Here is a 25,424-nt window from a genome sequence, read left to right as displayed (position 1 = left end):
CCATGAGCTATGTGATCGACCGACGCCTCAATGGCAAGAACAAGAGCACGGTAAACCGCCAACGTTTCCTGCGGCGTTACCGTGACCACATCAAAAAGGCCGTTGAAGAGGCCGTCAGCCGCCGTTCCATCACCGACATGGAGCATGGCGAACAGATCAGCATTCCCGGACGGGACATCGACGAACCGGTGCTGCACCACGGCCGGGGTGGCAAGCAGACTGTCGTGCATCCGGGCAACAAGGAGTTCACCACCGGCGAACACATCCAGCGCCCCCAAGGCGGTGGCGGCGGCAAGGGCCCCGGCAAGGCGGGTAACTCCGGCGAAGGCATGGATGAGTTCGTCTTCCAGATCACCCAGGAAGAATTCCTCGAGTTCATGTTCGAAGACCTCGAACTGCCCAACCTGGTCAAGCGCAACCTGACCGGCACCGACACGTTCAAGACCGTGCGCGCCGGGATCAGCAACGAAGGCAACCCTTCACGGATCAACATCATCCGCACCCTGCGTTCGGCACACGCCCGGCGCATCGCCCTGTCCGGCAGCAGCCGCGCCAAATTGAAGGAGGCCAAGGAAGAGTTGGCGCGCTTGAAACGCGAAGAACCGGACAACTTCGGCGATATCCAGGAAATCGAGACAGAAATCGAGAAACTCAGCGCGCGCATTCACCGCGTGCCGTTCCTCGACACCTTCGACTTGAAATACAACCTGTTGGTCAAACAACCCAACCCAAGCTCCAAGGCGGTGATGTTCTGCCTGATGGACGTGTCCGGCTCCATGACCCAGGCCACCAAAGACATCGCCAAGCGCTTTTTCATCCTGCTGTACCTGTTCCTCAAGCGCAATTACGACAAGATCGATGTGGTATTCATCCGCCACCACACCAGCGCCCGGGAAGTCGATGAGGAGGAATTCTTCTATTCACGGGAAACCGGCGGCACCATCGTCTCCAGCGCGTTGAAACTGATGCAGGAAATCATGGCCGAGCGCTACCCGGCCAACGACTGGAACATCTACGCGGCGCAGGCCTCCGACGGCGACAACTGGAATGACGACTCGCCGATCTGCCGCGACATCTTGATCAACCAGATCATGCCATTCGTGCAGTACTACACTTATGTCGAGATCACCCCCCGTGAGCACCAGGCGCTGTGGTTCGAATACGAGCGCATCGGCGAAGCCTTCGCCGACACGTTCGCCCAGCAGCAATTGGTCTCGGCCGGCGATATCTATCCGGTCTTCCGTGAACTCTTCCAGCGCAGGTTAGTGACATGACCGCCAAAGAGCATAAACGCCAACCCATTTCCACGGGGTCTGAGTGGACCTTTGAACTGATCCAGGCCTACGACCGGGAAATCAGCCGCATCGCGGCCGGTTATGCCCTGGACACCTACCCCAACCAGATAGAAGTGATCACCGCCGAACAGATGATGGATGCCTACGCCTCGGTAGGCATGCCCCTGGGTTACCACCATTGGTCCTACGGCAAACACTTCCTCAGCACCGAAAAGTCCTACAGCCGCGGCCAGATGGGTCTGGCCTACGAGATCGTGATCAACTCCGACCCTTGCATCGCCTACCTGATGGAAGAAAACACCATCTGCATGCAGGCGCTGGTGGTGGCTCATGCCTGCTACGGGCATAACAGTTTCTTCAAGGGCAACTACCTGTTTCGCACCTGGACCGACGCCAGCTCGATCATCGACTATCTGGTGTTCGCCAAGCAGTACATCATGCAGTGCGAGGAGCGCCACGGCATCGATGCGGTGGAAGACTTGCTCGACTCCTGCCATGCCCTGATGAACTACGGCGTCGATCGCTACAAACGCCCGTATCCGATTTCCGCCGAAGAAGAACGCCTGCGCCAGAAGGAGCGCGAGGAACACCTGCAGAAGCAGATCAACGACCTGTGGCGCACCATTCCCAAACGCGCCGACAAAAACAGCGACAAGGACAATGCGCGCTTCCCCGCCGAACCTCAGGAAAACATCCTGTATTTCCTGGAAAAGCACGCGCCCCTGCTGGAGCCGTGGCAACGGGAAATCGTGCGTATCGTGCGCAAGATCGCCCAGTACTTTTACCCACAGCGCCAGACCCAGGTGATGAACGAAGGCTGGGCGACATTCTGGCACTACACCCTGATAAACGACCTGTACGACGAAGGCCTGGTCACTGACGGCTTCATGATGGAGTTCCTCACTTCCCACACCAGCGTGGTGTTCCAACCCGGCTTCGACAGCCCGTACTACAGCGGCATCAACCCGTATGCGCTGGGCTTTGCCATGTATCGCGACATCCGGCGCATGTGCGAAAACCCCACTGAGGAAGACCGCCACTGGTTCCCGGAAATCGCCGGCACCGACTGGCTTTCCACCATCAAGTTCGCCATGAGCAGCTTCAAGGACGAGAGCTTCATCCTGCAGTACCTGTCGCCCAAGGTGATTCGCGACCTCAAGCTGTTCAGCATCCTCGATGACGACCTCAAGGACGACCTGGTGGTACCGGCCATCCACGACGAGCCCGGCTACCGCACCATTCGCGAAACCCTGGCGGCGCAGTACAACCTGGGCAATCGCGAGCCCAACGTGCAGATCTACAGCATCGACGTGCGCGGCGACCGCTCGCTGACCCTGCGTCACCAGCAGCACGACCGCAAACCCCTGGGCGACTCCACCGAGGAAGTACTCAAGCACCTGCATCGGCTGTGGGGGTTCGACATCCACCTGGAAACCCTGCAGGGCGATCAGGTGATGAAAACCCACCACGTCCCCCCACGCAGCGATCACAACGATAACGACTACGGCCGCCTGGACCTGGCCGTCGTTCATCTCTGAAACGGCAAAGCCTCCATTGGCCGGGCACAGGCGTTATCCTGTGCGGCTAATGGAGGCTTTTTCATGAAAATCTACAAAGTCGGCGGCGCGGTGCGTGACCGCCTTCTGGGCATCAAGGTCACCGATATCGACCGTGTCGTCGTCGGCGCAACGGCCGAGGAAATGCTCGCCAAGGGCTATAAACCGGTGGGCGCGGACTTCCCGGTATTCCTCGACCCGAAAAACGGCGACGAGTACGCCCTCGCCCGTACCGAGCGCAAGAGTGGCCGGGGCTATGGCGGCTTTGTATTTCACGCCAGCCCCGACGTCACGCTGGAAGAAGACCTGATCCGCCGCGACCTGACCATCAACGCCATGGCAGAGGACGACGATGGCAGGCTGACCGACCCCTATCACGGCCAGCGCGACCTTGAAGCCCGTATTTTACGCCACGTTTCCCCGGCGTTCGCCGAAGATCCCCTGCGCGTATTGCGGGTTGCGCGCTTTGCTGCGCGCTACGCCCACCTGGGTTTTACAGTGGCGCCGCAAACCCTGGACCTGATGCGTCAACTCAGCGAATCCGGTGAACTCGAAGCCCTGACGCCGGAGCGCAGCTGGAAGGAAATTTCCCGTGCCCTGATGGAAGATCAGCCCCAGGTATTCATCCAGGTGCTGCGCGATTGCGCCGCACTGAAAACCTTGATGCCGGAAGTCGACGCCCTGTTCGGCGTGCCGCAGCCGGCAGCCCATCACCCCGAGATCGACAGCGGCGTTCACACCTTGAGCGTGCTCGAACAGGCCGCCTTGCATCACCAGCCGCTGACAGTGCGCTGGGCCTGCCTGCTGCATGACGTCGGCAAAGGCCTGACGCCTGTGGATAAGTTGCCACAGCATATTGCCCATGAGCAGCGCGGCCTGAAGCTGATCAAGGCGGTCAATGAACGCTTCAAGGCGCCGAGGGACTGCCAGGAGCTGGCGCTGCTGGTGGGCCAATACCACACCCATGGGCATCGCGCGCTGGAGTTGAAAGCCTCGACATTGCTGGAGTTGCTGCAGAGTTTTGACGTTTACCGGCGGCCGCAGCGCTTTGAAGAGTTTGTGGTCGCCTGTGAAATGGACGCCCGCGGCCGCAAGGGCTTGGAACAACGCAGTTATCCACAGGCGGATTATTTACGCGGCGCCGCAAAGGCCGCGCGCGAGGTCGCGGTGGCGCCGTTGCTGGAGAAGGGTTTCAAGGGCCCCGAACTGGGCGAGGCCCTGAAGCGCGAACGGCTCAAGACCTTGAAAGCCTACAAGGAACAGCACGCCCTATAGCAGCGCGCTCGGCGTCAGTTGCTGGCCCCGCCATTCGAATCCGACGGGCGCCAGCACCTGATCGATCTGTGCATCCCGCCACAGCTCAGCCAGCGTCTTGCCCACTTCAGGGTGTACACGATCTGGCGCCATCATCGACAACGGCCACAGCACGAAGGCGTTTTTCAGGATTTCTGCACGCGGCAGGATCAGGCCATCGAAGTTGCCCACCAGATCGCCGTACAGCAGCACGTCGATATCCAGCGGCAGGCCCTTGCGATCCGGCGCGTAACGGCCATTGTCGGCCTCGATGGACTTCAGCCGGCGATCCAGCTCCATCAACGACAGGTCGGTATAGGCCGACACCACCAGATTGAAGAACAGCCCGCTCTTGATGCCCACCGGCTGGCTCTCGAACACCGCCGAGCAGCGCATGTCGATCAAGAAGCCCGCGAGTGCATCCAGGCCCGCGCACAGATGGGGCTCGCGCTCGATATTGCTGCCAAGACCAAGGTAAACCTGAGTTAGCGACATCCGCGCTCGATCTCCACGCCCACGCCCTTGGCGGCCGGCACGGCCCCCGGCTTGGTCAACTTGAGGTGCAGCCAGGGAATCTGGAACTCGCTCATCAGCACTTCGGCCAGACGCCCGGCAAAGGTTTCCACCAACTGGTACTGCGACTGCTCGGCAAAGGCCTGGATACGCGCGGACACACTGGCGTAATCCAGTGCCAGGGTGAGGTCGTCACCCGCAGCGGCCGGGCGGTTGTCCCAGGCGAAACTCAGGTCCAGGCGCAAGCATTGCTTGATGCCGCGCTCCCAGTCGTAGGCCCCGATCACGGTGTCGACTTCCAGGCCTTCGATAAACACTCTGTCCAAGCTCTTCTCCGCAGCACGACAAGGGCGCGATGCCCCGTTAGAATCAGGGCGTCCTCGCCCGGAATAGTTAGCATGTCTTGGTCACTGGCGATTTTCGCCTACCTGCTCGGCTCGCTGTCCTTCGCCATCTTGCTCAGCCGCCTGACGGGAAATCCCGACCCGCGAATGAGTGGCTCAGGCAATGCCGGCGCCACCAACATGCTGCGCCTGGCCGGCAAGAAGCTCGCCGTGCTGACGCTGCTGGGCGACGTGTGCAAGGGCCTGTTGCCCGTACTGATCGCCAGCCTTGCCGGCCTTACCCTGCAACAGCAAGCCTGGGTTGGCGTGTGCGCCGTCCTCGGCCATCTGTTTCCGTTGTACTTTCGTTTTCGCGGCGGCAAGGGTGTCGCCACGGCGGCCGGCATGCTGCTGGGGATCTACCCTCCGGCGGCGCTGCTGGCCATGCTCGCCTGGCTGCTGACCTTCTACCTGACCCGCACCAGCTCGCTGGCCGCGCTGATCGCCACGCCGCTCACCCTGCCGTTGCTGGCCTGGCAGGAACCGGCGGCGCTGTTGCCGATGAGTGCGCTGACCCTGCTGATCGTCTGGCGCCATCGCGGCAATTTACGCGACCTGTTTGCCGGGCGCGAACGGCATTTTTAAATCCGGCCGATGAATTCCGCTCACCTTGAGCGCCTACAACGGTGACAACTGCTCCATCGGCCAGCGTGCCTGCACGCTGATCGCCAGGCTTTCGTGCTGCCCGGCCTGCAGGCGCTGGCAACCGGCATAAGCGATCATCGCGCCGTTGTCGGTGCAGAATTCAGGGCGCGCATAGAACACATCGCCCTTCATGTCGCCGAGCATTTTTTCCAGGGATGCGCGCAAGGCCTTGTTGGCGCTGACGCCGCCTGCGATCACCAGGCGCTGCATGCCCGCCTGTTTCAGGGCGCGCTTGCACTTGATGGTCAAAGTCTCCACCACAGCCTGCTGGAACGCCAGCGCGATGTCGCAACGGGCTTGCTCACTGTCGTCCCCGGCGCTGACGCTGTGCTGCCAGGTATTCAAGGCAGAGGTCTTCAAACCGCTGAAGCTGAACATCAGCCCCGGGCGATCACACATCGGACGCGGGAAGGTATAGCGACCGGCGACGCCTTTTTCGGCCAGGCGCGCGATTTCCGGACCGCCGGGATAATTGAGGCCCATCATCTTCGCGGTCTTGTCGAACGCCTCACCGGCGGCATCGTCCAGCGACTCGCCCAATAGCGTGTATTGACCGATCCCATCGACCTGAACCAGCTGCGTATGGCCACCCGAAACCAACAAAGCGACGAACGGGAACTGCGGCGGTGTTTTTTCCAGCATCGGCGCCAGTAAATGGCCTTCCATATGGTGTACGCCGAGGGCCGGAATGTCCCAGGCAAATGCCAGCGCCTGGGCGCAAGAAGCCCCAACCAGCAGGGCTCCGACCAATCCGGGGCCGGCGGTGTAGGCGATCGCATCGATCTCGGTCGGCACGCAGCCGGCCTCGTCCAGCACCTGCCGAATCAACGGCAGCATGCGTTTGACGTGATCACGGCTGGCAAGCTCCGGCACCACGCCGCCATAGGCGCGATGCAAGTCGATCTGACTGAACAGCGCATCGGCCAAAAGCCCGCGTTCACTGTCGTAAAGTGCGACACCGGTTTCGTCGCAGGAGGTTTCAAGTCCCAGTACTAGCATGGGTTTGCGCCTTGTAGAGGCTGAATTCGAAGGCGCGCATAATAGTCGCCACTCCCCCTCCCGACTAGCGGTTTTCGATCAGAGGCTTTGCATTCCTGGCAATGAGGGGTTAACATCCGCAACCCTTAAAAACCGACGACCTCAGCCGCGAATTTTTTGCGACGAGAACGTTGATTCCCGGTAATGAAAGAAGGTAGCTCTGGATGCCAGCCGTCAAAGTAAAAGAGAACGAACCCTTCGACGTAGCTCTGCGTCGTTTCAAGCGCTCCTGCGAAAAAGCCGGTGTTCTGGCTGAAGTTCGTAGCCGCGAATTTTACGAGAAGCCAACTTCTGAGCGTAAGCGTAAAGCAGCAGCCGCTGTTAAGCGTCACGCCAAGAAAGTTCAGCGCGAGCAGCGCCGCGCCGTTCGTCTGTACTAATACACAGACGTTCGTAGCAAGCTTCTGCCAAGCCCGGCCCTAAGCCGGGCTGTTGGCATTTGCGGATATCGCTTGATGCTTCACCGTCGACGCCGCCCACGCGACCGAGACACTGCTTCACACGTCAGGACTGGCTCTTCTGCCAGCGGTGCGCGTCTCTTCTGACGAGTCTAACAAGGCTACTGACGAGCACACTTATTTCTTCAAGCAGACGATCGACTGTGTCGGCTGTGCCCATCGATGCGCTTCCGAGGCCCGCCATTGGCCAAGACCGGACGCCGGGGCAACATTTCTTCGCCGAACAGACTGAGTAGAAATTAACGTCAGTGGATGTTCGGCAGATACACTTCCTGACAGCCCAAGCAGACGATTGATGGTCGAGCCATACGATACGTGCGCTTGAGCACTTCACGGGCCCTCATTTCCACGCAGTGATGACGAGAACGCCATGGCCGGGCTGATTCCCCAGAGCTTTATTGACGACCTTCTGAACCGCACCGACATCGTCGATGTGGTCAGCTCGCGCCTGCAAATGAAGAAGGCGGGCAAGAACTACACCGCCTGCTGCCCGTTCCACAAGGAAAAGACCCCGTCGTTCAGCGTCAGCCCCGACAAGCAGTTCTACTACTGCTTCGGCTGCGGCGCGGGCGGCAACGCCCTCGGCTTTATCATGGACCACGACAACCTGGACTTCCCCCAGGCCGTCGAGGAACTGGCCAAAGCCGCCGGCATGGAAATCCCCCGCGAAGAAAGCGGCCGCCCGCACAAACCGCGGCAACCCACCGATTCGCCGCTGTACCCGCTGCTGACCGCCGCCGCCGACTTTTATCGCCAGGCGCTCAAGAGCCATCCGCAGCGCAAAGCCGCCGTCGACTACCTCAAGGGGCGCGGCCTCACCGGCGAAATCGCCCGCGACTTCGGCCTGGGCTTCGCCCCGCCGGGCTGGGACAACCTGTACAAACACCTGAGCAGCGACACCCTCCAGCAAAAAGCCATGATCGACGCCGGCCTGCTGGTGGAAAACGCCGAGACCGGCAAGCGCTACGACCGCTTCCGCGACCGCGTGATGTTCCCGATCCGCGACAGCCGTGGCCGGATCATCGCCTTCGGCGGCCGGGTACTCGGGGACGACAAGCCCAAGTACCTCAACTCGCCGGAAACCGCAGTGTTTCACAAGGGCCAGGAACTCTACGGCCTGTTCGAAGCGCGCAAGAACAACCGCAACCTCGACGAAATCATCGTGGTTGAAGGCTATATGGACGTGATCGCCCTCGCCCAGCAAGGCCTGCGCAATGCCGTGGCGACCCTGGGCACCGCCACCAGCGAAGAACACTTGAAGCGCCTGTTCCGCGTAGTGCCCAGCGTGCTGTTCTGCTTCGACGGCGACCAGGCCGGCCGCAACGCTGCCTGGCGCGCCCTCGAAGCCACGCTGCCGTGCCTGCAGGACGGGCGCCGCGCACGCTTCTTGTTCCTGCCCGAAGGCGAAGACCCGGACACCCTGGTCCGCTCCGAAGGCACCGACGCCTTCCGCGCGCGCATCAACCAGCATGCGCAGCCGCTGGCGGACTATTTCTTCCAGCAACTGACCGAAGAAGCCGACCCGCGCTCCCTCGAAGGCAAGGCGCACATGGCCACCCTCGCGGCGCCGCTAATCGACAAAGTGCCGGGCGCGAACCTGCGCACCCTGATGCGTCAACGCCTGCTGGAAATCACCGGACTGAGCGGCGAAGCGGTCAGCCAGCTGGTCCACAGCGCACCGCAAGATGCGCCGCCGGCCTACGACCCAGGCATGGATTACGACGCCATGCCGGACTATTCCGACTTCCACCAACCGCAGGAGGCCTACACGCCCCAGCAGGGGTGGACACCGAAAAAGCCCGGCGCCGGCGGCAAGAAATGGGACAAGAAGCCCTGGAACAAAAACGGCAAGCGCGGTGACCGCGACGAGGCCTACGCCCCGCGCACCCCGGTGGCCGTAGAGGCGCCGACGCTGATTGCCCTGCGCACACTCATCCACCATCCGCAATTGGCGGGCAAGGTCGAGAGTGCCGAGCACTTTGCCAACGAGAGCAATACCTATGCCCAGGTACTGATCGCGCTGATCGAGGCGGTGCAGAAAAATCCTAAGCTAAACTCCATTCAGCTGATGGCTCGCTGGCATGGCACCGAACAAGGGCGGTTGTTGAAAGCACTCGCGGAAAAGGAGTGGCTAATTGACGGCGATAACCTTGAACAACAGTTTTTAGACACCATTACTAGGTTATCCGCGGGTCAGCACACGCAGACCCTCGATGAACTCATCAAGAGAGCGAGGCAGCCGGGATTATCGGCTGAAGAGCAAATTCAGATAGCAAAACAGATGCGTGACCTCTTAAAACAGAATGTTTCCGCATCAAACCCGACCTCAGCTGGCGCGTGAGGTCATAGCTCGGGTATAATCCTCGGCTTGTTTTTTGCCCGCCAAGACCTTCAGTGGATAGGGTGTTATGTCCGGAAAAGCGCAACAGCAGTCTCGTATCAAAGAGTTGATCACCCTGGGTCGTGAGCAGAAGTATCTGACTTACGCAGAGGTCAACGATCACCTGCCTGAGGATATTTCAGATCCAGAGCAGGTGGAAGACATCATCCGCATGATCAACGACATGGGGATCCCCGTACACGAGAGTGCTCCGGATGCGGACGCCCTTATGTTGGCCGACGCCGATACCGACGAGGCAGCCGCTGAAGAAGCCGCTGCCGCGTTGGCCGCGGTGGAGACCGACATCGGTCGCACGACTGACCCTGTACGCATGTATATGCGTGAAATGGGTACCGTCGAGTTGCTGACACGCGAAGGCGAAATCGAAATCGCCAAGCGTATTGAAGAGGGTATCCGTGAAGTGATGGGCGCAATTGCGCACTTCCCTGGCACGGTTGACCACATTCTCTCCGAGTACACTCGCGTCACCACCGAAGGTGGCCGCCTGTCCGACGTCCTGAGCGGTTATATCGACCCGGACGACGGCATTGCGCCACCTGCTGCCGAAGTGCCGCCGCCTGTCGACCCGAAAGCCGTGAAAGCGGACGACGATGCCGAAGACGACGATGCCGAAGCCAGCACCGACGACGAAGATGAAGTCGAAAGCGGTCCAGACCCGATCATCGCTGCCCAGCGTTTCGGTGCGGTTTCCGATCAAATGGAAATCACCCGCAAGGCCCTGAAAAAGCACGGTCGCTCCAACAAGCTGGCAATTGCCGAGCTGGTGGCGCTGGCTGAGCTGTTCATGCCGATCAAGCTGGTGCCGAAGCAATTCGAAGGCCTGGTCGAGCGTGTTCGCAGCGCCCTTGAGCGTCTGCGCGCACAAGAGCGGGCGATCATGCAGCTCTGTGTGCGTGATGCGCGCATGCCGCGTACCGACTTCCTGCGCCAGTTCCCGGGCAACGAAGTTGACGAAAGCTGGACCGACGCTCTGGCCAAGGGCAAGGCGAAATACGCCGAAGCCATTGGTCGCCTGCAGCCCGATATCATTCGTTGCCAGCAGAAGCTGACCGCACTTCAGACCGAAACCGGCCTGACGATTGCCGAGATCAAGGACATCAACCGTCGCATGTCGATCGGTGAGGCCAAGGCCCGCCGCGCGAAGAAAGAGATGGTTGAAGCGAACTTGCGTCTGGTGATCTCCATTGCCAAGAAGTACACCAACCGTGGCCTGCAATTCCTCGATCTGATCCAGGAAGGCAACATCGGCTTGATGAAGGCGGTGGACAAGTTCGAATACCGTCGCGGCTACAAGTTCTCGACTTATGCCACCTGGTGGATCCGTCAGGCGATCACTCGCTCGATCGCCGACCAGGCCCGCACCATCCGTATTCCGGTGCACATGATCGAGACGATCAACAAGCTCAACCGTATTTCCCGGCAGATGTTGCAGGAAATGGGTCGCGAACCGACCCCGGAAGAGCTGGGCGAACGCATGGAAATGCCTGAGGATAAAATCCGCAAGGTATTGAAGATCGCTAAAGAGCCGATCTCCATGGAAACCCCGATCGGTGATGACGAAGACTCCCATCTGGGCGACTTCATCGAAGACTCGACCATGCAGTCGCCAATCGATGTAGCCACCGTTGAGAGCCTTAAAGAAGCGACCCGCGACGTACTGTCCGGCCTCACTGCCCGTGAAGCCAAGGTACTGCGCATGCGTTTCGGCATCGACATGAATACCGACCACACCCTTGAGGAAGTCGGTAAACAGTTTGACGTGACCCGCGAGCGGATTCGTCAGATCGAAGCCAAGGCGCTGCGCAAGTTGCGTCACCCGACGCGAAGCGAGCATCTGCGCTCCTTCCTCGACGAGTGATCCCAGAACCCCCGGCCCAGGCCGGGGGTTTTGCTTTCTACCGATTACTTTTTATAGATTCACCGCTGCGCCCTCCCTCCCCCGCAATGCCCGTCTACACTCGAAACATTCCCCGTGCCATAACGAGACCGTTATGCCCAGATTGCCGACCGTGCTTTTGCTGTCGCTGCTGACCTGGACCGCAACGGCTGGCGCCTTGACTCTCACGGAGGATGAGCGTGGCTGGTTGGCGGACCATCAGGAGCTGCGCCTGGGGGTAGATGCCTCCTGGCCGCCCTTCGAATACCGCGACGAGAACGGACGCTACCAAGGCTTGGCGGCGGATTACGTGCGCCTGATCCAAGACCGCCTGGGCGTCAGGATCAAGCTGATCGAGCCGGTGAACTGGAGCGCCGTCCTCGAACAGGCCCGCAACAACCAGCTCGACCTGCTGCCGGGCATCATGTCCACCCCCGAGCGCCAGGCCTACATGGCGTTCACGCGGCCTTACCTGGACTTCCCCATCGTCATCCTCGCCCATGAAGGCGGTGCGCAACCGCACAACCTGAAGGACCTCTATGGGTTGAAGATTGCCGTGGTGGAAAACTACGCGCCCCATGAATTGCTGCGCACCCACCACCCCGACCTCAACCTGGTGGCCTTGCCGAATGTCAGCTCGACCCTGCAGGCGCTGGCCACCGATGAAGTGGACGCAGTAGTCGGCGACCTGGCTTCGAGCGTATGGAGCCTGCGCCAACTCAAGCTCGACGGCTTGTACGTCAGCGGTGAAACGCCCTACCGCTACCAACTGGCGATGGGCGTGCCTCGTGAAAACAAAATGCTGGTAGGGATTCTGGACAAGGTCCTCGCTGACCTCAGCCCGGACGAAACGCAAGCGATCCAGCGACACTGGGTCGGCAGCCTCACCGATCACCGCACGTTCTGGACGGATCTGCTGACGTATGGCCTGCCCACGATACTGCTGCTGAGCAGCGTATTGGTCGTCGTGATTCGGATCAATCGTCGGCTCAGTTCGGAAATTTCCCGCCGCGTCGCCCTCGAGCAGGAATTGCGCAGCAGCGAATATCACTATCGCGGCCTGGTGGAGAGCTTGTCCGCCATTGCCTGGGAAGCCAGCATTAGCGATTTCACCTACAGTTACGTGTCGCCGCATGCCGAAGAACTGCTCGGTTACCCCCGCGCCCATTGGCTGATTCCAGGCTTCTGGCGCAGCATCATTCACCCCGCCGACCTGACGCGCACTGAAGCCTATTGCTACCGCGAAACCCGCGCCAGCCGTGATCACAGCGTCGATTACCGGGTGATCACCGCCGACGGCCGTTGCCTGTGGGTACGCGACATTGTCAGCCTGATCGAACACGGCCATGAACCGGTGCTCCGTGGCTTGATGATCGACATCAGTGACGCCAAGCGCACGGAAGAGGCGCTGCAATTGTCCGAGCAAAAATTTGCCTCGGTGTTCCAACAGTGCCCAGACATTCTGGTGATCGCACGAATGTCCGACGGCTGCCTGTTGGAGGTCAACAAAGCGTTTGAGGACCAGGTGGGCCTGAAGGCCGAGGACGTGATCGGTAAAACCGCTACTTCGCTGAATATCTGGGGTATCCCGGGCATCGGCCCGGACCTGCTGCAACGGCTGCAGACCACCAGCATCCGCAACCTGGAAATGCGCTTTCTGCGCAGCAACGGCCAAGCCTTTACCGGGCTGATTTCCGCCGAACCGTTCCAACTCGACACGACCGAAGCCCTGGTAATTGTGGTGCGAGACATCACCCAGCTCAAGGAAACCCAGCAACAGCTGCAAACCTCCGAAGAGAAATTCGCCAAGGCCTTCCATGCCTCGCCCGACGGTTTGCTTTTGAGCCGTCAGAGCGATGGCCAACTGATCGAGGTCAACGAAGGGTTTAGCCGCATTACCGGCATCGCCAGCGTGAGTACCCTCGACCAGTCGACCCTGGACCTGGGCATCTGGGTCGACCTCAACGAACGCAAACACATGCTGGAGCTGCTGCAACGCGACGGGTTTGTCCGCGATTTCATCTGCCATATCCGCCGCAGCGACGGGCAGATCCGGCTGTGCGAGTTGTCCAGCCGTCCGCTGCCCATCGGCGATGACGACTGCATGCTGACCATCGCCCGGGACATTACCGAGCGCCAACAGATGCAGGAAAAACTGCAACAGGCCGCTACCGTCTTCGAAAGCACCGCCGAAGGCGTGTTGATCACCGACACCCGGCAAAACATCAGCGCCGTGAACCGCGCCTTCAGCGAGATCACCGGCTACAGCGAAGCAGAAGCCCTCGGCCACACCCCGCGCCTGCTCGCCTCCGGCCTGCATGACAGCGCATTCTATGCCGCGATGTGGCACCAGTTGACCACTCACGGGCATTGGCAGGGCGAGATCTCCAACCGTCGCAAGAGCGGCGAGGTCTACCCCAGTTGGCTGACCATCAGCGCCGTGCGCAACCGCGACCAGGCGATCACGCACTTCGTCGCGGTGTTTGCCGACATCTCCAGCCTCAAACACGCCCAGGCCCGCCTCGACTACCAAGCCCATCACGACCCGCTGACCGGCCTGCCCAACCGCACCCTGTTTGAAAACCGGCTACAGGCCGCGCTCAACAATCAACAGGAAAGCGGCCACCAGGGCGCCGTGCTGTTCCTCGACCTGGATCGCTTCAAACACATCAACGACAGCCTCGGCCACCCGATCGGCGACCTGCTGCTCCAGAACATCGCCGTGCGCCTCAAGGAGCAACTGCGCGACATCGACACCGTCGCCCGCCTGGGCGGCGACGAATTCATCATCCTCCTGCCCGGCCTGCAGCAAGCCAGCGACGCCCAGCACCTGGCCAATAAACTGCTGGCCTGCTTCACCCCGCCGTTCCAGGCGGGTGAGCACGAGTTTTTTATCAGCGCCAGCATCGGCACCAGCCTGTACCCCCAGGACGGCATGGACGTCGCCACCCTGGTCAAAAACGCCGACGCCGCGATGTACCGCTCCAAGGCCAAGGGCCGCAACCGCGTCGAAGGCTACACCCGCGACCTGACCGCCCAGGCCAAAGAACGCGTGGCGCTGGAACATGAACTGCGCCGGGCCATCGAACGCAATGAGCTGAGCCTGTATTACCAACCCAAACGGAGCCTGGAGACCCAGGAACTGATCGGCGCCGAAGCGCTGATCCGCTGGCACCACCCGACCTTCGGCGACGTACCGCCCGAACACTTCATCGCCCTGGCCGAAGAGAACGGCATGATCCTGCAGATCGGCGATTGGGTCCTGGAACAGGCCTGCCAACAAATGCACGCCTGGCAAACCGTGTTCGATCACTTCGGCCCGCTGTCAGTCAACCTCGCCGGCGCACAACTGCGCCAGCCCAACCTGCTGTCACGCATCGAACAGCTACTGCGCGATTACCGCCTCGAACCCGGCTGCCTGCAACTGGAGATCACCGAAAACTTCATCATGAGCCAGGCCGAAGAAGCGCTGGACGTGCTGCACCAACTCAAACGCCTGGGCGTACAACTGGCGATCGATGATTTCGGCACCGGCTATTCATCCCTCAGCTACCTCAAGCGCCTGCCCCTGGACTTCCTGAAAATCGACCAATCCTTCATCCGCGGCCTGCCCGACGACCCCCACGACGTGGCGATCGTGCGCGCCATCATTGCCCTGGGCCACAGCATGCAATTCACCATCATCGCCGAAGGCGTAGAGACCCCCGCCCAACAAACCTTCCTCGCCGCCGAGGGCTGCGAACAGATGCAAGGCTACATCGTCAGCCTGCCCCTGCCCCCGGAGCTTTTTGCCGCGACGTTTCTTCGTATGAGGGTTCAGGATTTTTCGGATAGCACAGCGGAGAAACCATCGCTATAATCCGCGACCTGTTAAGGGCCTATAGCTCAGTTGGTCAGAGCAGAGGACTCATAATCCTTTGGTCCACGGTTCAAGTCCGTGTGGGCCCACCAACTCCAAAGCCGCGCATTGCGCGGCTTTTGTGTGTCTGGCGGAACCTGCTCAGATACAGTCTTATGGTCCAAGGGTACAATTTAGGTACAGTACTGGTTCGCCAGCCGCCTAGGAGCCCCCCTCATGGCTACTCTCGTCAAAACCCCTTCCGGCACATGGAAGGCGCTCATTCGTAAAAATGGCTGACCCACTGTCGCCAAAACCTTCCGCACAAAGCGTGATGCTGAGGACTGGTCGAGGCGTACCGAAGAAGAAATGGTGCGTGGCGTGTACATCCGGCGTAGCGGTTCTGAGCGTATGACGCTGGAAGCGGCCTTGAGCCGAGGCTATAGGGTGCGGATATTCTGGACGCACCCTACGCTGCGTGAAATAGATCTGTCCCCCTTCACACGTAAGGCCATTCACTGTTCGCGGAACACGCTTAGCGTTAGCTGCCCGGAAACTTACGGCGTGAATGGTAAAAGTCAACCATTGTGCCGCTTTGCGCAGCCAAGGCGCGAGGACTTCTCTCAACCAGCCTACTAGACGGCCATCACCCCCCCCCTGCCAAATCGACGGCCTGATTACTGAGCCAGATCTAGATGCCGACTAGCTCATTCACGTTTCTTGCTAACAGATTGGGCGGTCCACAAGCCCCGTCGTTCTCGTTCCAGTGCAATTGCTGGAACAAAGAGATGATTCAGCCTCGCGCGGATACGTTCCAGGTGCTCCCTATCTTCACTTATATTATCAAATCGCTGAATTATATCTTCACAAGGACCTATTTCACAGCCTATCCAACGTCTGCCTTTTAATTCGGACACAACAAATGTTGTTCCCGACCCACCGAATGGGTCAAATACCAAATCACCCTCATTGGTTGACATTTCAATAATCCTATCAAGCAACTTAATGGAGAGCTCATTTGATCCAACCCTCTTCTTGTATTTCGCATGGCGTACAGGCGGAATATCAGTCCACATATCAGTTAGACTAATACCTAGCGGATTCATTTTATGCTTATACCCACCATAATCTTTAATATCCCCAAAGCAACTAGGGCATGTAGGAGTAGGAAGGCGGTCCGCCACCAGCTTATTAGCTTTTTCACCTTTCACAAAGTACAAAAGAGAGTAATGTGAAGGATACAATCTACCTTGGATGGGTAAACTGTACTTTATATCCACGCCAACCCAATGCTTGAACGTTAAAGACCCATGTAGGAAGGCAGCAATATTACTATTCCACACTGGAAGATTCCAAGTAAACAAAGCCCCGCCATGCTTTAGCACCCTAACACATTCCTTAAGCCACTGTTCCATCCACTTAAGATATTCCTCCTCCCTTATATTGTCATCCATATTGGAAGGATAGAGCTTGTCAAGATTAAAAGGCGGATCAGCAAAAACCAGATCGACAGAATCGCTCTCTATAGATCGTAGAACCTGTAGACAGTCTGCCTCATAAAGCCTTCCTAGTCCGGTTGCGAATACCTCCTTGACGTTTGATGTTGGTTTTTCTTCAGTAGCAGATGTACTGATCGCTCGAAGAACCTGATCAGAACTGTTCTGGATCAGCTCAATTAAAGCACGATCTAGCCGCCCCATATTCAAACGAAGTTGGACTTCAGAAACACCAAAGATTTGCGTGATTTTCGTCAAGTCAAAACCAGACGGAACCACATTTTTATGATTGTAAAAATTTAGCCTTGATAGTGGAATTCCGGTCTTTACGGCTATAGCTTTAATCTCAGACTTCACGCGATGGTCAACACCCAACGCCTTAAAGAATTGATTGGAGTACGTCATTGAAACTCCATTAATAATTATGAAAGCTCTTGACCATTTTACCATGTCTGAATCGAATTTTTCTATGGTCAAGCATTATGGGACCCAGGGGTCCCTCGAGGTTTAACCCGTGAATGATAGCTTCCCATCCATTGTTTCGCTACCAGGGGCTACCGATGGATACGAAGAAAGCAAAGAAAGTGTATGACATTCTCGGAGCGCTTCTACGGCAGGCTAGAAATAGCGCTGGGTTAACCCAAGATGATGTTGCCGCATCACTCAATGTTGATCGTCGGCATTACGGCAGAATCGAAAGCGGTCAAAGCAAAATTTCAGTGCTGCGACTTATCGAGGTCTGCCAAGTCTTTGGCATAGATCCTGGGCAAGTGGTTACGCGACTCTCTGAGGCGTATAACTATGAAAATTAAGTTGGAGCACGACGGTGAGTTCATCCCACCGGTAGTATTGCAAAAGTCCATGGATATCATCTCAAGCTGCCTTCAGGAGATAGTAACATGCGACAGTGGCTTCGTCGTAAATGACACCATACATTTTAGAAGACAAAGAAATAACAAGGTCACGCCCTGCGTAATGAACTCGGCAAATTTTATTTCTAGGCGTTTTCAGTCAAACCTAGAGAAAATTGAAGGTTGCCGCGGGGAGACCAAAATAATTGAGCAAGACATCGATGGAGTTATAACATGCCGGCACTCAGGGGTAGGTTATAAAATCCGCGACAAAAACAAACTCCTAGAAGTTTTACACAACTACATAAAATCCAGAAATCTACCACCCGACTCAGTTTTTACTCTATTCCCCATGTTTTACGGCATGTACGTACAAAGTGACATTTATGACATCGCCCATCTCTCGGAGGAAGATCAAAAACTATTTGATAAAATTGCGGTAGATAAAACTTTCAGGATCGGCGTCGAATTCGAAACCGGGAACGTTGCTAGCTCTTTCCGCGCCATAAACAAGCTTTTTATTCTGTTTCAAGCCGGCCACATCGACGCTGGAATATTTGTCACCAGCACCGACAAGACCAGCTCAGCCACGCGTATTTGGCCAGTTTCAAACCGAAATGGATCATTTCAGGAACTACGACAGAGAAACTTCATGAAGCAAATATCCTTGCCCCTCATTTGCATAGGATTTGCTCCTGACGGTTTTGATAGCAACGCACCATTTTTGGGTAGAACTGGTTCGTTATATAACATACAGAACACTGGAAGACAGTCTCCCCCTTTTGATATTTATATTGGTGAGGACGGTGAAGAAATATTGCGACCTACAGGGGTTACGCTCCCCAATAGTGCTTCATTAACGCCCTAAAAAATTAAATCGATATTAAAATCCGACGGGCGACGGTCAAAAACTCATAAGCTTACCTCTAAGGCACAATTCATCACAGAAGGGATATCAAGTGAAATCAATAGCATTTTTTAACAACAAAGGCGGTGTGGGGAAAACCACTCTTGCCTGCAACCTAGTTTCCTACATTAATATCCATAAAGGAAAGCGTGTATTGCTTGTGGATGCAGATCCACAATGTAACGCAACTCAGGCTCTACTTTCAGACGAGCAGTGTGAAGAGATCTATCTCACAGGTAGTTCCCCCACGAAAACTCTTTACTCTTATCTTTCACCCTTTGAAATGGGTGAACCACAGATTGAATTGCCTGCGGAACCTATACTGGGCACTAAAAACAGGTATGGCACCGATTTAATCCCTGGTCATCCAAGCATGTCCATAATTGAAGACAAGCTAAGTGACGCATGGTCATCTGTAAGGGGACGTGAGGTTGGCGGGTATCGTATCACAAACTGGTGCCATCAGCTTTTGGAAAGTTTAAGTGACAAATACGACATTATCGTCTTTGACGTCGGCCCTTCCCTAGGCGCATTAAACAGATCAATTATCCTGTCATGTGATTACATAGTAACACCGTTTGGATGCGATATATTCAGCCTTCTCGGAATCAAAAACATTTCAGACTGGATAAAGAAATGGGATGCTCAATACATGAGTTCGGTCAGGGATGGAATGTTAGAAAATCCCGGTGTATTCGATCAATACACGTTAATTAAAGATACCTCAAAAAAACACCGTTTCTTAGGGTATTCGGTTCAACAATACGTAAGTCGACAGTTTAAGACGGGGCCACGCCCAGTAAAGTCTTATGATGAAATAATGCGCAAAATTCCTGATACCGTTAAAGAAGCTATGGCAGACCTCACTGCACAGGGGCTAAAAGGGGAAGACATGGAGTTAGGTCATATCCCTTACCTATACAGTCTAGTGCCCATGGCCCAGGCGGCTAAGGCGCCTATGCATGCGCTAGAGTATGGAGACGGTGTAGTAGGCAGCCAGTATGGCCAGGTCAAGGATTTCAACTTACTCATGTCTGACATCAGCGATAAACTGATTAGAAATTTGGAGCAAGCATGATAACTTGGCCCAATATGCTGGTGACTGAAGTAGCCCGGAGACGTTGCATTTTGTTTCTGGGCGCTGGAGTAGCTTCGTCAGCCAAAACGGAAGAAGGTGCAAGTCCTCTTGCTTGGAAAGCATTCTTAACAGAAGCTGCCAACCTTGCGCCAATAGCACATAGACCGGAAATCGAATCTCTTATAAAGAACAATAAGCTATTACTGGCACTTCAGGCAATACGTGATCAGGCAGACGCTGGGGATTACCGAGCACTCTTAGATAAATGTTTCAACGATGCCGCATTTATCCCAAGCGATCTCCACAAAACCATATTTAGCCTTGACTCCAGGCTAGTCATAACCACAAACTTCGATAAGATTTATGAAAAGCACTGCCTAACGGCGTCTACAGAAGGGTTCAAGGTAATTCCTTACTACAGCTCCTCACTGGGAGATGAGATAAGGTCTGACACGCGCTTGATCATAAAAGCGCATGGCAGCATTGACGATATTTCAAAAATGATATTCACGAAAGCAGAATATCACGCTGCCAAGGAGCATTATTCGTCTTTTTATTCAATATTAAAAGCTCTATTGTTGACCAACACTTGCGTTTTTATTGGATGTGGAATGGACGACCCTGACGTGCTTCTTCTATTAGAAGAGGTTCGAATCACAGCAAATCCACAGCGCCCCCACTACGCACTATTAAGAGAGGGCTCGCACTCAGGCTTTGTAAAAAGCGACCTTAAATCTGCTTACAATATAAAAGTCTTAGAGTACGGCCCCGACCATAGCGATCTGATCAGTGATCTTGAAGCGCTACTCGAGCTAGTTGAGGGTAAGCGCGCGATCAGTTGATCCACAGAGCTTCGGTTCAGCAATGGCGGTTCTGTTAATTCGAGAGTCTACCCTGGTGTATTTTCAGGCCTCTGGATCCTTGTGACTGCACCAGCCAAAAGGAGGCAAGTAATACAAACTGGTTTAGGCTTCGCGGTGATGACAAGGTACAATACTTAGCTTTACCAAACTACTGAAAATTGCGCTCAACATCATACGCTACGAGGCCTCCAGCTATGCCAACCTACGTTCACCTACGAACGATTTCTCTAGGCATAGCACGTCGCCCAGCAACTCATAATCCTTTGGTCCACGGTTCAAGTCCGTGTGGGCCCACCAACTCCAAAGCCGCGCATTGCGCGGCTTTTGTGTGTCTGTCGCTGCCGTTTTAGCCAGCGCCCTCGCCCTCAGGCTCACGTCGCAAACAACTGCCCAATATCCCGGAACGCCTTGAACTCCAACGCGTTACCGCAGGGGTCAAACAAAAACAGTGTCGCCTGCTCCCCCACCTGGCCTTTGAAGCGAATGTGCGGCTCCAGCACGAACGCGGTCTGCCGTGCCTGCAAGCGCGCCGCCAGGGCATGCCAGTCGTCCCAGCTCAATACCACGCCGAAATGCGGCACGGGGACGTCGTGGCCGTCGACTGCGTTGGTGTGCGCCGCAGCCTGGGAGGCTGTTTTGGGGTGTTCATGAATCACCAGTTGATGGCCGAAGAAGTTGAAGTCGACCCAGTGCTCGCTGGAACGCCCCTCTTGCAGGCCGAACACGTCAGCGTAGAAATGCCGGGCAGCGGCCAGGTCGAATACCGGAATGGCCAAGTGAAAAGGTGCCAGTGTCATCAGGTCAAACCTCTGCGGATCGTGGAGAGGCTTGAGTTTAGCCTTGCTGCTGGCGATGAAAAGACGATAGTTTTTGCGCCGAGCTCAAATAATTTCGATGAGTTGAGGCGCCCATGCTGCGTGAATTGAAGACCTTTATCGCGGTAACGCGCCACGGTACGTTCGCCGCGACGGGCATGCATATCGGGCTGACGCAATCGGCGGTCAGTGCGCAGATTCGTCAACTGGAGCAGGCGCTCGGGGTGGCGTTGTTCGACCGCACCGGGCGCCAGGCTACGCTGAATGCCGCAGGCGTTCGCGCCTTGCCGCTGGCCAAGGAGATTCTGGAGACGTTCAACCGCATGGCAGTGCCGGTGGATGCCAATGAATACCGGGGCGAGCTGAAAGTCGGGGCGATCGGCACTGCGCAGACCGGGTTGTTGCCCCAGGCCCTGGTCCGGTTACGTCAGGCCGCGCCGACCGTGGAATGCAAGTTGGTGCCCGGCGTGTCCCTGGAATTGCTGAGCCAGGTGGACGCCGGCGAGCTGGACTCGGCGATTATCATTCGACCGCCTTTTGACTTGCCTAAGGAGCTGCACGTACAGGTGCTGCGCAAGGAGCCTTTTGCGCTGATCGTGCCGCATGCACTGGCAGGCGATGACCCCTTGCAGTTGCTCGGCAGCCAGCCCCATGTGCGCTACGACCGGGCGTCGTTTGGCGGTCGATTGGTCAGCCGGTTTCTGCGCGAGCAGAAACTCGAAGTGCAGGTGGCGCTAGAGTTGGATGAGCTGGAAGCCATCGTCAAGATGGTCGAGTGTGGCCTGGGGGTGTCGCTGATTCCTCAGGCGGGGCTGTGGCTCGAACGCTCGCCCCAGGTACGAATTATCCCGCTAGGCCATCTGACCTTTTACCGGGAGATCATCCTGCTCAGTCGCTACAACCACCGCAACCTGCCCGTGCCGCAACTGTTTGCCCGCTGTCTGTTGGCTGACGCAAGCCTGTAACATATGCCCCCTATCCGTCCGCACCGGAGCTGCCCTTGCCTGTCCTCGATGAAATCGACCGCCAACTGATCGCCGCGTTGCAGATCAATGCCCGTGAAAGCGTCGCCATGCTGGCACGGCAACTCGGCATTGCGCGCACTACGGTGACGTCGCGCCTGGCTCGTCTGGAGAAAACCCAGGTGATTACCGGTTATGGCGTGCGCCTCGGCCAGCGTGTGGTGGATGGCGGGCTGCAGGCGTATGTCGGCATCACCGTGCAGGCGCGCTCGGGCAAGGACGTGCTGCGCAAGCTCAGCGCCATGGCCCAGGTTCAGCAACTGTGCGCGGTGAGCGGCGAGTTCGATTACGTGGCATGGCTGCGCACCGATTCGCCAGAACAGCTCGATCAATTGCTGGACCAGATCGGCAGCGTCGACGGCGTGGAAAAAACCACCACGTCAATCATCCTCAGCAACAAACTCGATCGCAGACAACCAATCTGACCGCCAACCTCGTCACTTTGACTGAAAACAATTCAATTCGACGACACTTTGCGTCTTATTAACGAACGCTACGCTCCCTAAACTGGCTGCCATCTTTTCCTATACTCAGCGGGTACGTCCCGCGAGCCGCTAGTAAGGTCAGCCATGAGCATTCCGTCCAGCAGCATCAGCAAGACCAATCGCCACCCCGCCGACGGTAAAAAACCGATCACCATCTTCGGCCCGGATTTCCCCTTTGCGTTTGATGACTGGATCGAACACCCCGCCGGCCTGGGCAGTATTCCGGCCGCCAACCACGGCGCCGAAGTGGCGATCGTCGGCGCCGGGATCGCCGGCCTGGTGGCCGCCTACGAACTGATGAAGCTGGGCCTCAAGCCCGTGGTGTACGAGGCCTCGAAGATGGGCGGCCGTTTGCGCTCCCAGGCGTTTGAAGGCGCCGAAGGGATCATCGCCGAGTTGGGCGGCATGCGTTTCCCGGTGTCGTCCACCGCGTTCTACCACTATGTCGACAAGCTCGGCCTGGACACCAAACCCTTCCCCAACCCGCTGACGCCGGCGTCCGGCAGCACGGTCATCGACCTGGAAGGCCAGACCCACTACGCACAAAAACTGTCCGACTTGCCTGCGCTGTTCCAGGAAGTGGCTGACGCGTGGGCCGACGCCCTGGAAGCCGGCTCGCAGTTCGGCGATATCCAGCAAGCCATCCGCGACCGCGATGTGCCGCGCCTCAAGGCGCTGTGGAACAAACTCGTGCCGCTGTGGGACGACCGCACCTTCTACGACTTCGTCGCCACCTCCAAGGCCTTTGCCAAGCTGTCCTTCCATCACCGCGAGGTGTTTGGCCAGGTCGGCTTCGGCACCGGTGGCTGGGATTCGGACTTCCCCAACTCCATGCTGGAAATCTTCCGCGTGGTGATGACCAACTGCGACGACCATCAACACTTGGTGGTCGGCGGCGTGGCGCAGGTGCCCATGGGTATCTGGCGCCATGTGCCGGAGCGCTGCGCCCACTGGCCGGCGGGCACCAGCCTGAGTTCGCTGCACAGCGGCGCGCCACGGGCCGGGGTCAAGCGCATTGCCCACGCGCCCGGCGGCCGTTTCGCCGTGACCGACAACTACGGCGATACCCGCGAATACGCCGCCGTGCTGACCACCTGCCAAAGCTGGCTGCTGACTACCCAGATCGAATGCGACGAAACCCTGTTCTCGCAAAAGATGTGGATGGCCCTGGACCGCACCCGCTACATGCAATCGTCGAAGACCTTCGTGATGGTCGACCGCCCGTTCTGGAAAGACAAAGACCCGCAAACCGGCCGCGACCTGATGAGCATGACCCTCACCGATCGCCTGACCCGTGGCACTTACCTGTTCGACAACGGCGACGACAAGCCGGGCGTGATCTGCCTGTCGTACTCGTGGATGAGCGATGCGCTGAAAATGCTCCCGCAGCCCATCGATAAACGCGTGAAGCTGGCCCTCGACGCACTGAACAAGATCTACCCGAAAGTCGACATCAAGGCGCGCATCATCGGCGACCCGATCACCGTGTCCTGGGAAGCCGACCCGCATTTCCTCGGGGCCTTCAAAGGTGCGTTGCCTGGTCACTATCGCTACAACCAGCGGATGTACGCGCACTTCATGCAGAAGGACATGCCCGCCGAGCAACGTGGGATTTTTATCGCCGGTGATGACGTATCCTGGACACCGGCCTGGGTCGAAGGCGCGGTGCAAACCTCATTGAACGCGGTGTGGGGCATCATGACCCACTTCGGCGGCCACACTCACCCAGAAAACCCGGGGCCGGGTGATGTGTTCGATGAAATCGGGCCAATTGCCCTGGCCGATTAAGGAGCCAAGCCATGCGTGTCGCCCTGTACCAATGCCCGCCGCTGCCGCTGGACGTGGCCGGCAACCTCAAGCGCCTGCACCGACTCGCGCATGAGGCATCCGGCGCCGACCTACTGGTGCTGCCGGAGATGTTCCTCACCGGCTACAACATCGGTGCCGAAGCTGTCGGCGCATTGGCCGAGGCGCAGGATGGCGAGTCGGCGCGAACGATTGCCGAACTGGCGCGAAGTGCCGGGCTGGCAATCCTGTACGGCTACCCGGAGCGCGCCGCGAACGGGCAGATCTATAACGCCGTGCAGTTGATCGATGCCCACGGCCAGCGCCTGTGCAACTACCGCAAGACGCACCTGTTCGGCGACCTTGATCATTCGATGTTCAGTGCCGGCGGCGATGATTTTCCGCTGGTGGAACTCAACGGCTGGAAACTGGGCGTGCTGATCTGTTACGACCTGGAGTTCCCGGAAAACACACGGCGCCTGGCCCTGGCCGGCGCCAACCTGATCGTGGTGCCCACCGCGAATATGGTGCCGTTCGACTTTGTCGCCGACGTCACCGTGCGGGCGCGGGCTTTCGAGAACCGGTGCTACGTGGCCTACGCCAATTACTGCGGGCACGAAGGCGAGATTCAGTATTGCGGGCAAAGCAGCATCGCCGCGCCGGATGGGCAGCGAATCGCCCAGGCCGGCCTGGATGAAGCCTTGATCGTCGGCACGCTGGAACACCAATCGATTCTCGATGCCCGCGCCGCCAATGACTACCTGCAAGACCGCCGCCCCGAACTGTACGGCACGCTGCACAAGCCCTGATCTGGAGGGTTTGCTAG

General features: G+C 57.7%; 21 protein-coding genes, 1 tRNA gene and 1 pseudogene. 18 read left to right on the top strand and 5 right to left on the bottom strand.

Translation table 11 applies throughout. The features are described 5' to 3' along the window. Positions 1-2: 2 nt before the first annotated feature. From C5F70_RS27445 to C5F70_RS27435, 3 genes are all read left to right on the top strand, one after another. The gene (locus C5F70_RS27445) at positions 3-1,274 is read left to right on the top strand and encodes a YeaH/YhbH family protein (protein WP_017847815.1); all 1,272 of its coding nucleotides are present in this window, start codon (positions 3-5) and stop codon (positions 1,272-1,274) included. Then, a complete protein-coding gene (locus C5F70_RS27440) occupies positions 1,271-2,833 on the top strand; it encodes a SpoVR family protein (protein WP_017847816.1) in 1,563 nt (520 codons plus the stop codon). Before C5F70_RS27445 ends, C5F70_RS27440 begins: the two co-directional genes overlap by 4 nt. Before the next feature lie 63 nt (positions 2,834-2,896). Next, positions 2,897-4,126: a multifunctional CCA addition/repair protein gene (locus C5F70_RS27435; RefSeq protein ID WP_017847817.1), complete on the top strand. Its 1,230-nt coding sequence runs from the start codon at positions 2,897-2,899 to the stop codon at positions 4,124-4,126. Here C5F70_RS27435 and folK read toward each other — a convergent pair. Both folK and folB read right to left on the bottom strand, forming a co-directional pair. Beyond that, positions 4,121-4,639, bottom strand: a complete 519-nt coding sequence (gene folK, locus C5F70_RS27430) for a 2-amino-4-hydroxy-6-hydroxymethyldihydropteridine diphosphokinase (protein WP_046381854.1) — start codon at positions 4,637-4,639, stop codon at positions 4,121-4,123. The two genes, C5F70_RS27435 and folK, sit on opposite strands and share 6 nt — an antisense overlap. Next, the gene (folB, locus tag C5F70_RS27425) at positions 4,630-4,983 is read right to left on the bottom strand and encodes a dihydroneopterin aldolase (protein WP_104904353.1); all 354 of its coding nucleotides are present in this window, start codon (positions 4,981-4,983) and stop codon (positions 4,630-4,632) included. The genes folK and folB overlap by 10 nt, the downstream gene beginning before the upstream one ends. 72 nt (positions 4,984-5,055) lie before the next feature. Here folB and plsY point away from each other — a divergent pair, with 72 nt between their 5' ends. Beyond that, positions 5,056-5,625: a glycerol-3-phosphate 1-O-acyltransferase PlsY gene (gene plsY, locus C5F70_RS27420; protein ID WP_104904352.1), complete on the top strand. Its 570-nt coding sequence runs from the start codon at positions 5,056-5,058 to the stop codon at positions 5,623-5,625. Positions 5,626-5,658: 33 nt separating this feature from the next. Here plsY and tsaD read toward each other — a convergent pair whose 3' ends face one another. Beyond that, a complete protein-coding gene (tsaD, locus tag C5F70_RS27415; protein ID WP_017847821.1) occupies positions 5,659-6,684 on the bottom strand; it encodes a tRNA (adenosine(37)-N6)-threonylcarbamoyltransferase complex transferase subunit TsaD in 1,026 nt (341 codons plus the stop codon). A 203-nt stretch (positions 6,685-6,887) separates the two neighbouring features. On the opposite strand from tsaD, the gene rpsU reads away from it, so the two are divergent. The 6 genes and pseudogenes from rpsU to C5F70_RS31285 all read left to right on the top strand — a co-directional run. After that, entirely contained in the window at positions 6,888-7,103 is a 216-nt protein-coding gene (gene rpsU / locus C5F70_RS27410; protein WP_002551877.1) for a 30S ribosomal protein S21, read from the top strand. A 448-nt stretch (positions 7,104-7,551) separates the two neighbouring features. Further along, on the top strand, positions 7,552-9,522 hold the full coding sequence (dnaG, locus tag C5F70_RS27405) for a DNA primase (protein WP_104904351.1): 1,971 nt from the start codon (positions 7,552-7,554) through the stop codon (positions 9,520-9,522). 67 nt (positions 9,523-9,589) lie between these two features. Next, positions 9,590-11,440, top strand: a complete 1,851-nt coding sequence (gene rpoD / locus C5F70_RS27400) for an RNA polymerase sigma factor RpoD (protein ID WP_017847823.1) — start codon at positions 9,590-9,592, stop codon at positions 11,438-11,440. Positions 11,441-11,573: 133 nt separating this feature from the next. Further along, positions 11,574-15,317, top strand: coding sequence for an EAL domain-containing protein (locus C5F70_RS27395; RefSeq protein WP_017847824.1), 3,744 nt, complete (start codon positions 11,574-11,576; stop codon positions 15,315-15,317). Positions 15,318-15,332: 15 nt separating this feature from the next. Beyond that, a tRNA-Ile gene (locus C5F70_RS27390) sits at positions 15,333-15,409 on the top strand. A 124-nt stretch (positions 15,410-15,533) separates the two neighbouring features. Then, positions 15,534-15,734 (top strand): annotated as a pseudogene (locus C5F70_RS31285) (site-specific integrase); the annotation flags it as partial. Positions 15,735-16,003: 269 nt separating this feature from the next. Here the strand turns inward: C5F70_RS31285 and C5F70_RS27380 are convergent. Continuing rightward, positions 16,004-17,197, bottom strand: coding sequence for a site-specific DNA-methyltransferase (locus tag C5F70_RS27380; RefSeq protein WP_104904350.1), 1,194 nt, complete (start codon positions 17,195-17,197; stop codon positions 16,004-16,006). Positions 17,198-17,352: 155 nt separating this feature from the next. On the opposite strand from C5F70_RS27380, the gene C5F70_RS27375 reads away from it, so the two are divergent. From C5F70_RS27375 to C5F70_RS27360, 4 genes are all read left to right on the top strand, one after another. Beyond that, the gene (locus C5F70_RS27375; RefSeq protein ID WP_158683893.1) at positions 17,353-17,604 is read left to right on the top strand and encodes a helix-turn-helix domain-containing protein; all 252 of its coding nucleotides are present in this window, start codon (positions 17,353-17,355) and stop codon (positions 17,602-17,604) included. Further along, positions 17,594-18,511, top strand: coding sequence for a hypothetical protein (locus tag C5F70_RS27370; protein ID WP_104904348.1), 918 nt, complete (start codon positions 17,594-17,596; stop codon positions 18,509-18,511). Before C5F70_RS27375 ends, C5F70_RS27370 begins: the two co-directional genes overlap by 11 nt. A 91-nt stretch (positions 18,512-18,602) precedes the next feature. After that, entirely contained in the window at positions 18,603-19,628 is a 1,026-nt protein-coding gene (locus C5F70_RS27365) for a ParA family protein (RefSeq protein WP_158683892.1), read from the top strand. Then, positions 19,625-20,470, top strand: coding sequence for an SIR2 family protein (locus C5F70_RS27360; protein WP_104904346.1), 846 nt, complete (start codon positions 19,625-19,627; stop codon positions 20,468-20,470). The genes C5F70_RS27365 and C5F70_RS27360 overlap by 4 nt, the downstream gene beginning before the upstream one ends. A 392-nt stretch (positions 20,471-20,862) precedes the next feature. Here C5F70_RS27360 and C5F70_RS27355 read toward each other — a convergent pair whose 3' ends face one another. After that, on the bottom strand, positions 20,863-21,288 hold the full coding sequence (locus C5F70_RS27355) for a VOC family protein (protein ID WP_102618128.1): 426 nt from the start codon (positions 21,286-21,288) through the stop codon (positions 20,863-20,865). Between the two features lie 113 nt (positions 21,289-21,401). On the opposite strand from C5F70_RS27355, the gene C5F70_RS27350 reads away from it, so the two are divergent. From C5F70_RS27350 to C5F70_RS27335, 4 genes are all read left to right on the top strand, one after another. Continuing rightward, a complete protein-coding gene (locus tag C5F70_RS27350) occupies positions 21,402-22,271 on the top strand; it encodes a LysR family transcriptional regulator (protein ID WP_017847826.1) in 870 nt (289 codons plus the stop codon). 35 nt (positions 22,272-22,306) lie between these two features. Further along, positions 22,307-22,753, top strand: a complete 447-nt coding sequence (locus C5F70_RS27345) for an Lrp/AsnC family transcriptional regulator (RefSeq protein WP_017847827.1) — start codon at positions 22,307-22,309, stop codon at positions 22,751-22,753. 165 nt (positions 22,754-22,918) lie between these two features. Next, a complete protein-coding gene (locus C5F70_RS27340) occupies positions 22,919-24,601 on the top strand; it encodes an NAD(P)/FAD-dependent oxidoreductase (RefSeq protein ID WP_046385157.1) in 1,683 nt (560 codons plus the stop codon). Positions 24,602-24,612: 11 nt separating this feature from the next. After that, positions 24,613-25,407 (top strand): carbon-nitrogen hydrolase family protein, encoded by a 795-nt coding sequence (locus tag C5F70_RS27335; RefSeq protein WP_104904345.1) that lies wholly within the window; start codon positions 24,613-24,615, stop codon positions 25,405-25,407. The last annotated feature ends 17 nt before the right edge of the window (positions 25,408-25,424 follow it).

The sequence above is a fragment of the Pseudomonas sp. LH1G9 genome (assembly GCF_002949975.1).
GTDB lineage: Bacteria > Pseudomonadota > Gammaproteobacteria > Pseudomonadales > Pseudomonadaceae > Aquipseudomonas > Aquipseudomonas veronii.
This window is presented reverse-complemented; position numbering and strand designations above follow the sequence as displayed.